The sequence below is a fragment of the Vallitaleaceae bacterium 9-2 genome, assembly GCA_038396585.1.
Classification (GTDB): domain Bacteria; phylum Bacillota; class Clostridia; order Lachnospirales; family Vallitaleaceae; genus UBA1351.
Genome location: CP121691.1, coordinates 1,003,223 through 1,016,713, shown reverse-complemented (window position 1 = coordinate 1,016,713; position 13,491 = coordinate 1,003,223). Strand labels below are relative to the sequence as shown.

The 13,491-nt window shown below is 37.4% G+C and carries 15 protein-coding genes; 1 reads left to right on the top strand and 14 read right to left on the bottom strand.

Annotated features, from left to right (window positions below; all coding sequences use genetic code 11):
• Position 1: 1 nt before the first annotated feature.
• From QBE53_04735 to QBE53_04715, 5 genes are all read right to left on the bottom strand, one after another.
• Positions 2-367, bottom strand: coding sequence for a BlaI/MecI/CopY family transcriptional regulator (locus QBE53_04735; protein WZL82413.1), 366 nt, complete (start codon positions 365-367; stop codon positions 2-4).
• A 108-nt stretch (positions 368-475) separates the two neighbouring features.
• Positions 476-2,146, bottom strand: a complete 1,671-nt coding sequence (locus QBE53_04730; GenBank protein WZL82412.1) for a GGDEF domain-containing protein — start codon at positions 2,144-2,146, stop codon at positions 476-478.
• Between the two features lie 12 nt (positions 2,147-2,158).
• Complete coding sequence (locus QBE53_04725; protein WZL82411.1) at positions 2,159-3,013, bottom strand: YitT family protein; 855 nt, start codon at positions 3,011-3,013, stop codon at positions 2,159-2,161.
• 106 nt (positions 3,014-3,119) lie between these two features.
• Entirely contained in the window at positions 3,120-3,665 is a 546-nt protein-coding gene (locus QBE53_04720) for a DUF2202 domain-containing protein (GenBank protein ID WZL82410.1), read from the bottom strand.
• Positions 3,666-3,751: 86 nt separating this feature from the next.
• Entirely contained in the window at positions 3,752-5,338 is a 1,587-nt protein-coding gene (locus QBE53_04715) for a diguanylate cyclase (protein ID WZL82409.1), read from the bottom strand.
• Between the two features lie 265 nt (positions 5,339-5,603).
• Between QBE53_04715 and QBE53_04710 the strand changes: the two genes are divergently transcribed.
• Entirely contained in the window at positions 5,604-6,098 is a 495-nt protein-coding gene (locus tag QBE53_04710; protein WZL82408.1) for a DUF308 domain-containing protein, read from the top strand.
• Between the two features lie 16 nt (positions 6,099-6,114).
• On the opposite strand, the gene QBE53_04705 is transcribed toward QBE53_04710, so the two are convergent.
• From QBE53_04705 to QBE53_04665, 9 genes are read right to left on the bottom strand one after another with little or no spacing between them, the layout of a single operon-like run.
• The gene (locus QBE53_04705; protein WZL82407.1) at positions 6,115-6,699 is read right to left on the bottom strand and encodes a hypothetical protein; all 585 of its coding nucleotides are present in this window, start codon (positions 6,697-6,699) and stop codon (positions 6,115-6,117) included.
• The gene (locus QBE53_04700; GenBank protein WZL82406.1) at positions 6,686-7,447 is read right to left on the bottom strand and encodes a molybdopterin-guanine dinucleotide biosynthesis protein MobB; all 762 of its coding nucleotides are present in this window, start codon (positions 7,445-7,447) and stop codon (positions 6,686-6,688) included. The genes QBE53_04705 and QBE53_04700 overlap by 14 nt, the downstream gene beginning before the upstream one ends.
• A gap of 4 nt (positions 7,448-7,451) precedes the next feature.
• Positions 7,452-8,180: an energy-coupling factor transporter transmembrane component T gene (locus QBE53_04695; protein WZL83266.1), complete on the bottom strand. Its 729-nt coding sequence runs from the start codon at positions 8,178-8,180 to the stop codon at positions 7,452-7,454.
• Entirely contained in the window at positions 8,164-8,829 is a 666-nt protein-coding gene (locus QBE53_04690; protein WZL82405.1) for an ABC transporter ATP-binding protein, read from the bottom strand. Before QBE53_04690 ends, QBE53_04695 begins: the two co-directional genes overlap by 17 nt.
• A gap of 11 nt (positions 8,830-8,840) precedes the next feature.
• A complete protein-coding gene (locus QBE53_04685; GenBank protein ID WZL82404.1) occupies positions 8,841-9,461 on the bottom strand; it encodes an ABC transporter ATP-binding protein in 621 nt (206 codons plus the stop codon).
• Positions 9,461-9,982, bottom strand: coding sequence for a molybdopterin-dependent oxidoreductase (locus QBE53_04680; GenBank protein WZL82403.1), 522 nt, complete (start codon positions 9,980-9,982; stop codon positions 9,461-9,463). The genes QBE53_04685 and QBE53_04680 overlap by 1 nt, the downstream gene beginning before the upstream one ends.
• Positions 9,975-11,363: an alkaline phosphatase family protein gene (locus QBE53_04675; GenBank protein ID WZL83265.1), complete on the bottom strand. Its 1,389-nt coding sequence runs from the start codon at positions 11,361-11,363 to the stop codon at positions 9,975-9,977. The genes QBE53_04680 and QBE53_04675 overlap by 8 nt, the downstream gene beginning before the upstream one ends.
• Positions 11,353-11,907, bottom strand: a complete 555-nt coding sequence (locus QBE53_04670) for an ECF transporter S component (protein WZL82402.1) — start codon at positions 11,905-11,907, stop codon at positions 11,353-11,355. Before QBE53_04670 ends, QBE53_04675 begins: the two co-directional genes overlap by 11 nt.
• Positions 11,908-13,491, bottom strand: a complete 1,584-nt coding sequence (locus QBE53_04665) for a hypothetical protein (GenBank protein WZL82401.1) — start codon at positions 13,489-13,491, stop codon at positions 11,908-11,910.

Below are 13,491 nucleotides of genomic sequence, written 5' to 3'. Positions count from 1 at the left end.
ATCAATCCTTTCCTCTATCCAGCAAGCGTTTGAGATCACTAATCTCTTCCTCACTAAGGGCTTCTGCTTTTATCATATTTGTCATAAAGGCTTTAACTGATCCCCCAAAAATACGTTGAATAAAGTCTTGGCTCTCCTTCGCTCGAATAACCTCACGCTCTGTCACCGGAAAATAGCGGTACGCCTTTCCATCTTTTTCAAAGCGTACATTCCCTTTTTTTACCAAACGATTAATCAGTGTTTTTATAGTTTTTTCTTGCCACGCTGTCTCTTCTAATGCCTCAACGATTTCTGCTGCCAATGCTCCGGGTTGTTGCCACAATATTTCCATAACCTTCCATTCTGAAGGCGATATCTTCTCTTGCATTATTTCACCTCATTTTAATGTCATCATATAAAAACAGCGATTACAGATGTAATCTTTATTAAATATTACATCTGTAATCGCTGTTTTGTCAAGGTTTTTATTTATATATCAACATTTCATTTTTGCTTTCATATCATACATCATCGTATCGACACAATGAAAAAACTCCCCAAAGTTTTCGCCTCTTGCATACGTCGTATGTGGATAGAGCTCGTGTCCTAAAGCTACACTAAACGGATATTCACATTTTAGATTTACTTCATCAACCAATTGGTAAAAGTGCCTTTTGGCGTTTATAAAACGCTCTTGATCAATGTCAATCAACAAGCAGGCAAACTCATCTCCACCTAAGCGATAACAAGAGCCCATATCACCAAAGGCTATCACCAGGCATTCATAACATGCTATAATAGCCGCATCACCCATGGTGTGCCCATATGTATCATTAATGATTTTTAACTGATTAATATCTGCAAGAACCAGTCGAAAATTGTCTGTATTTTCTTTAAGTAAAAGCCTATCCAACTCTTTTTCATAGGCTGCTCGATTTTTCGCTTTTGTCAAAGCATCTTGATAGGCCATTTGTTCAAGATAATTCGCCTCATTTTGTATTATGAGAAGATTCTTGACATATAGAACTGTCTCAATAAATTGAAAGGTCAAAAACAAAGCAAATCCTATTTTGTTGTATTGCATAATTTTATCAAAATCCTGGCTAAAGAAAAAAATAATTTCTATAAAGCCCGTCATCAATAGGACACTATAATACATAAAATATTTTTTTGCGACACGGCTACGTCTAACAAAGCTCTCAAATACCAGCGTCAGACCAACCCATATAATGCTCACGCCCATCACTCCATTGACCACTAAAGCCGATTGTATAAACGGAACGACTCCTAACATCTGAAGAACTAACGTTCCCCAAAACAGGATATAGAAGATGCGAACAAATCGGTCAATCGCTTTTTTATATGCACTTAAAACCGCGACTTCAAGGTAACGAATCAATGCCAGCGGGAACAGGGCAATCATCAAGTAACTAATACCTCCAAGGATAAATCGGTTGCCTGTAACCCACTGCAAAACCCGCATTTCCGATATCATCCATATACTCGTTCCAATAGAAAAGCCCCCTAGGTAAAACAAACGCTGATCCCCTAAGTTCTTTAAAAAAAAGGAAGCCACAATAACGATAAGCCCTATGAGCATCATAAATCCTGCTACAATAAGTCCAATCAAATGTTCATCCATAACCGCAAATACTAATGCATCTCCGGTTCCGTAACGCACTTCATTGATGACACCTTGGAATACATTCACCTGACTATAATACTCAAGTCTAAGTTGTTGTCCTTGTGCATCTACTGGAAGTGTAATCAAATGCCACATGCTGACTTCTGGATAGGTTAAAAGCCCTTCACGGACACGTTTGTTCTCAAAAATAACCTCATCATTAATATACACTGTAATATCTTGCATCGAAGCTCTAATTAAAAGGGACTGCCCTTGCCCCAAATCCTTTGGAAGCCTTGTGGATGCTGTAAACAAGGCACTGCGCTCATCTTTTACAAAACGATAGGGCAATTTTACATCCTCATAGGTCCTATGTTGTGTAGATACCGTCCATGGTGTATTCAATTCATATACAGGTTTATCCACCAAAAACAACGTTTTCTCCGGAGAAAAAAACGCTAAAATCACGATTACACAAATGACTATAATCGTTACAATATAAACCTTATTCACATCAAATTGCTTTCGAAGCCTCTCTAGCATAATTGCTTTCTCCTATTCATCATGAATATTAAGAAAACCATTACCAAACACCATATGTGATTCCATTACATTAATTAAAGCTTTCGGATCAATATCGCTAACAATCCGTTTGAGTGCTCCAAGTTGGCCGATACTTATGACCGTATATAGCACATAAGTGTTTTTCTTGGTATATGAACCCATCCCTTTAATAAGTGTGCATCCACGTCGCATCTCACGGTTAATTGCTTTTGATACGGCATGTTCTTGGCTTGTAATAATAAACACAGTCCTTTTATAGTTTAATCCTTCCATCAAGTACTTAATCGTCGTTGACGTAACATACATTGCAACTAGCGTTGTGATTGCAATATCAATTCCAAAAAAAATGGCCGATAAACTAATAATAATAATGTTAAATCCAAAGCCTACGGAAGCAATACTGTACATATACCGCTTATGGACAATCTTTGCAATAATGTCATTGCCGCCTGTAGAACCTTCTGACTTAAAAACAAGGGCAAACCCCACTCCATTTAAGATCCCACCTAGAAGTAGGGTTGTTAGCATCTGGTCCGAATGAAACGACACTCCTTTTGTCAATGTCAGACAAAGAGAGAGCGACATCATCCCAACCAAGCTGTAAAAAATATATTCACGATTAATCAGCTTATACCCAAGAATGAAAATAGGAATATTTAAAAGAATGATACTCAGTGAAATGTCAAATCCTAATGAAAGATTTAATAAAATAGCAATTCCTGTAAATCCTCCCGAGAGAATATTATTGGGAATATATAGCCCATTGATACTTATACTTGAAATTAAGGTTCCTATAAATATCATGATAATCCGTTTCATCAGTGTTCGCATTCTTTCAATATCCATGTTGTCCTCTTTCGCTATACTATTTTTACTGCAAATAAATTTCTTTTTTATTTTAACAGAACACAGAAACTATGTCACGTTATCTCAACGAGATATTATTCTTAGATTAACGAAACTTTCGATTCCGATTCCCATATCCTATGCCTGCACTACGTTGGCTTGCACGTTCAAAAGCTGCTTGATGATTTAGAGAAGCATTACGCAACGCTTCAAAAACCTGACGTACATCCATATCTAAATCTTGTTCAAGAAACATATCATACATGGCAATATTATTGATCTCAGCTTGGATTCCAACTGTATATATTTCTGCCAATGTATCCGGCAACACAATATAGTCTTCTTCCTCAAATTCAGGAATTTCAATATCTCTCGCCTCAAACAAACTTAATACCGCTTCTTGATGCGTCACCTCCGCCTTAATAATATTAGTAAATGGCGTCCCAACACCAAACTCCTTGATAATCGCAGCATATTCTGCTTCTGCCATCACTTCGTCTTCAAGTGCATATGTCAACATCTGCTCTAATGTAAATGTGTCTTGTTCAAAGGCTGCGGCTGAGCCAATACTTTCTTCTTGAGCCCAACTGGCTACTGTAAAAAAACTCATTATCAATAATGCTACTCCAAATACTTTTCCTATCTTTTTCATTGTCATCTTCCTTTCATATCCTATATGTTTGACTGATTGATTATATATATAGTGTAGAAAGTTTATGTGACGACTTTGTGATAGAATTATGTAATTTCTTTGATAATGTTTAATCCGGCTTTGATAATCTTTTTCTCTTGATACATTTTCTCATCGGCTTCGCTAATCAAATCATCCAAATGGGTTTTACCTTTACCTTCAAAGACCACGATTCCGTGACTGACACTAATGTTATATTTTCTTGCTTCATTTTGGTTAATCTGGTCATAACAGTTGACAATACGTTTCCATATAATTTCTGTTTTGTCTTCACCAATTCCTTCAAAGACAATTAAAAATTCATCTCCACCTAAGCGAATCAAAAAGTCTTGTTCGCGTATTTCTGAATAAATGGTATCCGAGACACTTTTTATCAGCTCATCTCCTATGGCATGCCCTAATGTATCATTAACTTCTTTTAATCCATTAATATCTAAAAAGCACAAACTAACTTGAATATCCCTTCGCTCACTGACAGGAGTTAGTTTTTGCAGTTTAGCGATTCCGGCCCGCCGATTCAACGCTTTGGTTAATGGGTCATACTCTGAATAGTATTTTATACGTAGATAAGTCTTTCGATTGACGTGAATTAAAAACCCGATCACGCCAGAGGCAAGCGCCAATAATATAAAGTAGGACATATTTTGCTTCAATACATCACGCATAATCATTAGCGCATTGTCATTAAAATAGGCACTATTTTCTTCATTTCGCAAAAAAACAGACACGATCTGCCAGTTTCCATCCCCAAATACAACGCCACTCTCCGTCATGTTTTTTGAATTGATTGCGTATTTTTGACTCAAGTCAACTTCCATAGTTGTAAACAAACCATTGTCTGTATTGGTCTGTCCTTCACTGTTTGTCTCAATCCATTCCCATTCCTTTGGATACTCTTTTTTGAAAGTGTCGCCCTTTTTTTCTTCAAACATAAAATTCCAATCCTGGATCGGATCGGCTGAAGATAATCGGTATCCATCGGAATTAATTAAAATAAGTTCGCCACGACTGTTTTCTGCTAATTGTCTAAAGTTTAACAACGTATTTTCTGCAAGATAGTTTAATACAAGCACACCTTGTACATTCTTCATATCATCGTATATCGGCGTCGCTAGTCGTATCATCGGTTTATAGGGCTCTTCCACCTGTCCTTGTTCTATATTTAAATCCACCGGAGAGATATAGACAAGGTTTTCTTCAAGACCAATAGATTCTGTAAAATACGTTCGATCACTTTTATTTTGAAGTTCTTGTGTTGGTACTGCATATCCATGGTTACCATCAAAATTAATGCGTATCTTTTCATCTCCATGAACATCAATATAGCGTATCTGATCATAGACACGTCTATGTGTTGAAAACTCAATCCAATGATTCGTCAACTCATCAAAGCTATTACCTCCAATGAACTGTTCGTTATACGCATGATGTAGATAGTTTAAGTCTGAAACCAACATACCAAATTCTCGTCCTAAAAAATCACTTTCTAATTTGACGACATTGATTTCATGGTTCTGTAACTCTTCAATATGGGCTTTACGTACTTCTTGCTCTAAAAAAAATAGCACAAAAAAAGACAGTATAAAAAACACCACAAATGAACCTATATAATATTTTAACTGATATATCTTCATCTAGGCTTACCTCCGCTAAATAATTATGTGCACTCTTGCCTACAGATAAATTTTAATAACACACATGAAATTGCTAAAATCATTCTACCACTTTAAGATATACGTGTAAATGTCTATTCGACTATACTTTTTTACATTAAGTCTTTTCTAGTACATATATAGACATATATACCTATATTCTCGCTTTTTATTATGCTATAAAATGAAAATAGTAATAAAATACTGCCTGTCAACATCCATGATATTGATTAAAGGAGAGGATAATATGTTAAAATTATTACGAATCATCGTTGGTGCACTTTTTATCATTTTTGGTATTTATTTGTGGACACATCCTGCTGAAACACTCATATCATACTCACTATATCTTGGTCTTATTCAACTTACGACAGCCATTGTAGCCCTCATTGTTTTTGTTACCAATAAAATGAAGCCGATTCCATATGCCAGCATTATAATATCTGCACTCATAGGCATCGTAATCCTTTCGTTGCCTTTACTATCTCTAGGAATTATTCTTTGGATTTTTATCTTTGCCTTTTTAGCGACTTCCATTTTATCTCTTTATAATTTTATGCATAACAGGGAAAAAACCAATATTCTCTATATCATCATTGCAAGCTTAGCTGTCCTTTATGGCTTTATTATGCTCTTTAGACCGATCACTGCTGCCAATACATTGGCAAAAATTCTTGCTGTTTTTGTCATCATTAACGGCGTATCCTACATAATATCCGAACACAAACTAACGAAAGTATAATATAACTTAGGTCACCTCACAGACGCCTTTGTTCTATATGTTCAACCCATTCCCACACTTTGGGTTCTATGTGCCCTTGCATGTTATTGCAAAGGCACATTTTAACTACCTTTTGCTTAAATGAAGTCTTCATCGGTCTATATAAAAGATAAAATGCTAATGTCTTTGCAATGGGCAATTCTTTACCACTACGGATCGCTTCAAAGTCCAAAAGATATAATCGATCCCCAAGAACTAAAAAATTACGCAAGTTCACATCTGAATAATAGCATCCCACTTGTTGGTTAAGCCTCTTAAAGTTCTCAAACAAACGACTCATCCAAAGTATGGCACCTTCTTGGTCATTCATAGCTTCCAGAATCTCCAAATGTTCTAATAACGTTATCCCTTGAATATATTCCATCTGAAGTGTCAATGTATCTGTGTTGCTGTTTAGAAGCTTCGGAATATAAAACCCCCTTTTTCTAAGCATCATATACCATTCACACTCTGTTCTATAATCCATGAGGTTAAAAAACTTCTTCTCTACATATATATGTTCATTATCTTGAATTAGCCTAACACAGTTTCTTTTAGAATGAAAGTTTTTATCTATCTGCATAATCCCTACCTATAGTAATCTCTAATTTGCCATTAGACGTCCATCCATCAAGTTCACTTGCAACACCTATCACAGCATTTTTTAATATTTTCTGTACAAAGGGAACCATCTCTATGGACTGACCATTAATTTTCATCTGAACATCACTAGAATAAAGCACACACTCTCTTATATCTCTATTTTCGTGTATTACAGATGCACAAAACTGTCTGCAATCCATTCCACAAGCTCCACAACATTTTTCATCAAAATCAGGCAACAATTCAAACGTTTTTTCCTCAATCAAGTCTACCATTCTCTTAGGGTCATCAAAAATACTTATTGCCGGAAGTCCTTTATATTCTGTAATCGTATCAGCTATTTTCCCTGAAATCATAAAGACGCGGTCATTATACTTATTCTCTAAGTCCTGCTTTGTCTTACCTGTAAGTATATGCGCAATATTTGCATCACACATTCCTTCTATTACCAAATAATCCACATCATAAAACGCTTGTATCTCATAAATATTCAACTGCCTTGGAAATAAAATATCCGTCTCGTGAAGCCCTCTAGCTGTCACTAGTTCTGCACCTGCCATACGATGTCGATGGGTATTGCTTCCTTGAGTATCTATTCGAAAGTCTTCAAAATGAATATCTTTGACCGAGCCTACTGAATAGTTACGTCGCTTTAGTTCTTTGATAATTCCTTCAACTGTTGTTGTTTTTCCTGTTGATGTAAATCCACATACTGAAAACACCTTCATCTTTTTATCCTTTCCAAACCACTAAACCAATAAATAGAACCATAACCATCACAATCATTCCATAATCCATGGCCGAAAACTTCAACCATCGATAATAGCTTCGCTTGCTTTGTATCTTATAGCCTCTAGCCTCTGCTGATAATGATAGTTCTTTGGCTCTTTGTAGTGCACCTACAACCGTTGGCAAAAAAAGTGTCGTGACCATTTGAATACGGTCCGTAAGCTTTAACGATTCAAAATCAATCCCTCGTAACCCTAGAGCCATCTGAGTATTTTTAATATCTTCCATGAAAATCGGCAAAAATCGAATGCCAATAGCACACATAAACCCTACATCATAGGGAAGTCCTAGCTGGACTAAGGCTTGTAAGTTATCTTTAAGACCTGATGTTGAGATAATGGCTCCAGATAGGATAACTACCAACATCCGATAAAGATACTGAACACCACGGATAATCCCCACATCCGTCAATAGTTTCACGCCAAAGAGCCGAAAGATGACCTCTCCTTCGGCAACAAAAATACTTTGAATAATAATCAATACCAAAAAAAAGCGAAGGAACTTCTGCATACGTTTGAACAGAGGAACAAGGCGAACGCGAAAAAATAATGCAAAGCAAACGCCAATCACTAAGGTAATATTTAACACCATCATATTTCCAAAGAAAATCGCAACCGCTGTAAAGAAAAAGACGAAAATAATCTTTGTTCGAGGATCAAACACTTTTGTCATGCTCAATGTAACCACCTCCCATAAAAAGCACTCGATCTGCCAATGTCTTAATGATGTATTGATTATGGGTAATAATCAAAATCCCAACCCCCTGTCTATGGATTGTCTTTAAGTAGTTTATCATTTGATGTTTATGTTCTTCGTCTAATCCTTTAAACGGTTCATCAAGTATTAGGTATTGTGGTCTGTTCATCAATATTGTTGCAAGCGCTACACGCTGCTTTTCCCCTTGACTCAAATGATAGGTCAAATGCTCTTGTATGATATTCAAGTTAAATACGTTCATCATAGTATTTGTTTCTTCTCTTATCTTCTCTTTGGAGCACTTGTTATATCGCATAGCAAAACTCAGTTCCTCTTTCACCGTCGCCATAAAAATCTGGTGTGTAGGATTTTGAAACATATAGCCTATCTTACGCCCTACTTCAAATAGCTTCATCGTCTCTAAATCTTGCTCTTCAATATATGCTTTTCCTTGTGTTGGCTGTAATACCCCCATCATAACTTTTGAGAGCGTAGTTTTACCGGCACCATTAGGACCTGTCAAAGCAACAATCTCTCCTTTATATAAGGATAGGTTGATATTCGATAAGATATCTTTTTCTTTTACTCTATAGGATACTCCATCTAATCGGATGATTGCTTCCATATATACACCTCTCATATAATCATTAACTGGCCATCCTTCACTTGGTACAACCGGTCCATATTTTCTAGATGCGCCTTCTCATGATCCACCATAATAACCGTCGTTGCCTTTATTTTTAGTGCATCAATCGCCTTTAAAATCAATGCCTTGCCTCGTTCATCTACTTGGCTCATGCATTCATCTAAAATCAGTACATCTACATCTAGACAAAGAATCGATGCCATTATAACCAATTGCTTTTCGCCCCCGGATAAATGCCTCGTCTCTTCTGCGAGCAAATGCTCAATATCAAGTATCTGTGTAACTTCAATGAGTTTTTCATCCATTTGCTTCTTCGAATAACACAAGTTCTCCATGCCAAATACAATCTCATCCAACACGTTGGGAAAAATAATCTGGTTATCTAAATTTTGATACACACTTCCAAAGGTCAGCTCATCCGGTCGATGATATTCTCCTTGAACCCTTTGAATGTCAATCGTTCCATTAATGATTTTTAAAAGTGTTGACTTACCCGAACCACTTGAGCCCATTATACCAATATGCTCACCTCGATTAATCACAAGATTGATTTCTCGCAAAAGCGGTTGTACTTTTTTATATGAAAAAGCAACTCTATTAAGTACAATCATTATTGTAACTCCACTCGGTAGGCATACTTACACCAATATTGGCTAAACTGGTCTTTACGTATAATCATCATATAAGGTCCCCTTCCGCCATCTTCATACGTTCCAAGCAGTTCCCCTTCACGCATATATGCTAGATATACATTATCATCATCCATTAACTTATCCATGCCAACCGATACAGCATATCCATCTACCGCTGTAACGATGGCTGAATCTTTTCCTTCAAAATCCACTCCTGCATCCTCTAAAATCGTTTTCATCAGAACCCCTTGATAGGTATATTCAACTGCAGCCTGACCACTAGATTTTAGATGCGCCTTAAACTCTGATGCGCCTAATGCTTCTATCTCTTCCATTGTATACGTAGCTACCGCATTGCCTTGGTCAAAAATCTCAAATACTGCATCATTATTTAATTGTGTCCTAAGTGCCAAATCGTCCTTGCCCATATAGATGCTTACCCCTAATACAAGCCCTACGATAACTAAAACTATCACAATACCTTTCATCTGTTTACTCATATTGTCCTCCATCAATTATCAGATAAGGAATAAACATATCCTCCACTCGAAACTCCCCATGATCGCCGCCTTCACTTGTCTTATGCATGCCATGGTCTGCAAGGATAATCACTTTTCCAGGCCAGCGATTGGCAAGTTCCTCGACATAACCATCCACTTCAATAATTTTATTTATTGTTTTTTCATCATACGGTCCATAATCATGTCCCGCTTCATCAACACCATTAAAATGTACGAGCATATATTTCTCACTTGGAATATCCAGGGCTTTTACATATACTTCTTCATCTGTGTACCCATCATCATCTTCATCATTTTCTAAATATAGTTTACAAGGAACATCTAGAATTTTGACAAGACCATCTATAAGAACACCTTCTTCCACCTGATTATATATCGTATCACATGCCGGACGACGAACCGAACGGTCCATAATTCCTGTTTGCTTTGGAACTTGTCCAGATATCATCGCTGCAAATCCCGCATTTGTTACCGGTGTATATACTGTACTCGCTTTTGAAAATTTCTGCTTGGATATGTATAAGCTTGGATATTCTTCTTTTACTTGTTCCCATTGTTCAAAAGCAAATCCATCAATAAAGATTGTGAGCACGGGAATCCCTTTTTCTATATAATTCATTGCATCATAATAATTATCCATCACTGTCTGTGCAGGTGGGTCAACGATGACTCCAACCACATCCTCTATCTCCTGTCCATGAACACCGCGTAAGTTCAATTGCCTATTTTGCATTTCGATCGAGTAGTCCCCTTCTCGGATATAGTGATGTTCTCCACTTCCATCCATAACTAAAAGCCAGTCATAGCCTTCTTCTATCCATGTTTTTAACGGGAAAAAACGCACTTTCTTCATAACATCAATTGAATTGCCTTCTTGCTCTGTTGTTCCGTCAATATGAAAGCGCATACCATACTCCATTGATAAAAGCTCACCTAAAGATTTATGGATGTTTTGATCGTCTCGGATAATATTAAGACCTGCGCTAAAGTTAGGCTCCTCCTGTTTTTTCTTGACCACGATAACTTCACTAATCCACTTCACGCGGCTATTGACCGGATGATGCTCAGAGACAAACATCCAGCCTGTTGAAGGTGAATACTTAAGGGATGTATTATCAATGGTCTCTCCACTTAATCGGATGGAAAATCCATCTCTTGAACTAATCACCAGATCAAATGTCCCATATAAAGGCGTCAGTGCGTTAATCAACTCCATGGTATCTAGAGGCTTCGTTGTATCTTCAATAATTGTCCATGTTTCGATATCCCCTTTAACCTCAAATGGCTCTGTTGCAACTTCCCTTTGACATCCCGTTAGTAGCCCGGCCAATAGCATAAGACCTAAAAACTTACGTATCATCACTTGAAATCACCCCCGTACTCATAATACTTAGATATAGCCGATAGGCAATCAAACCGCCAATCCCTCCAGAAAAAACAGCTGCTGAAAGGCTAGTTAACGTAGGAATTAAAGGTAAGCGAAAAAATACTAATATCGTCATATAGGCTCCCGCCATATTAGCAAGGATACCTGCAACAAAAAAATCTGTTGACGTACTTAAGTGTCTTCGAAAAATAATTAAGTACACATCAATGATTAAACCGGGCAATGTATAGGTAATAATACTTAATAGCCCATGACTTCCCATAAGTCCCGTCACCATAACAATAATTGCTTGGGTGAAAGCCGTTATTGTCGCTGCGCCTCTTTTTTTTACCAAACCACCTGCCAGTACAATCCAAAACATATATAGCCCCCCGGCAATTGCACCTCCGGGAATTCCCAGAGGTACTGTAATCATATGTGCTAAGGGTACAACAACTGGTTTTGCAGCAAGACCAATGGACGCAAGCAAGGCCATAACTACAAGTTCAAAAACTGAAAAACGTTTTAGATTTATCATTTATTTGACCGTAATCCTTGCAACACCCTTCACCCAAGTTGTTGCAAACTCTGTGTTTTGTACCAACTGAACCAAATTATCTTCTTCAGTCATCGCTTCTCCATCTTTTACAACGGCAAGAATCGTCTCGCCATCCACTAAATCTTTAGATAGTTCTACTTCATATCCATCTTGCGCAGTAACAACAATGCTCTCAAAATCGTCTACCTTTAAAAATTCAAGGATGTCTAAAACTCGATATCCCTGCCAGTCCTCAGGAATTTTTTCATCATTTTTCATTTTTTCTGTATGGAGGTCAATTAATGTTAATTTTCGTTCAGCTCGTTCTCGATCAAATTCAAAGGAACCATCGCTTAATCCATCAATGGTAACGACCCAATTGACACCTTCCATCTGATTCTCATCTTCTGTTAAAGTGTCAGCTTTTTCACTATTTTCTGCTCGAATAGATATAAGCTCCTTGACCTTTGATTTTCCCGGATTATCCACATTAAATATGGCTGTTACCGTTGCATCCTCCTCAAGGTATGCGATGCCTATCTCAAGATCTTGTGCACTCACTTGCTTTTCATAGCCGTCTGCCGCTGTCAAAATATATGTCTGTGCCGACCACCCAATCAAGTCCACGACTTCTTTTAGATTAACGCCCATATTCCCATCAATCATCTCGACGTTTAGCTTATCCATAGCCCCCATTACAGATAGATAGGTTACATCTTCTGTACTAAGAGATAAGATATATTTTACATTCATTCCTTTGGGAAGATCTCGTCCTGTAAAAAGTGGTGCGTCCTCACCTGTATATTTGATGAACCCTTCACTAACCACATCATAACTTTCTGTTTTTTCATATCCGTCTATGGCAACAAAAGACACTGTATCCGAGGGGTTTGAACTAAATGCACCAAAAAGCTCTTTGACATTAATCGCCATGTCTTGACTCTCATAATATACATATGGAAGTTTTTCTAAGCCTGCGATGGCCGTATCGAGCATCACGATTTTTTTCTCTATTGCTTCATTTTGTTCTTCGACAACTTCTTTTGCTTCTCCAAGGATTACTTTGGATAAATTCGAAGCATAATACATAGAGCGCACATCATCAATTGCCACACGAAGAGGCATTTTTCGTTCATCAAGCATTTCTCCATCAAACATCCACGCTAATACAATCTCTTTTTCGCGAACAATATCTTGAGGAACATCAATTGCATACCCATCACCTGCACTAAATCGTATGGAGCCCAACATTTGCTGGTCAATTCCATGCGCTGATAGAATCTCCGAAAGCAAGACCCCTTTTACCGTATTGGTGGTCTCTTCTCCACTCGAGGAAATATGTTTGACGGTTCTTTCCACTGCGTCCATTCCATAAATCTCATCATATGCTATGGAAAACTCAGCTTCTCCTTCAAAAGACAGTTCTCCCTCATATGTTAGCGCCTGTTCCTGCTCTTGTCCTCCACTAGCCGACCCTTGATCCACATCTGTTATCGCTTCTTGTTCTGCTGAGCCTGACTTACATCCTGTCATTATCAACACCATCGTAAAAAATATGATTAGTACCTTCTTACCCATTTGCAT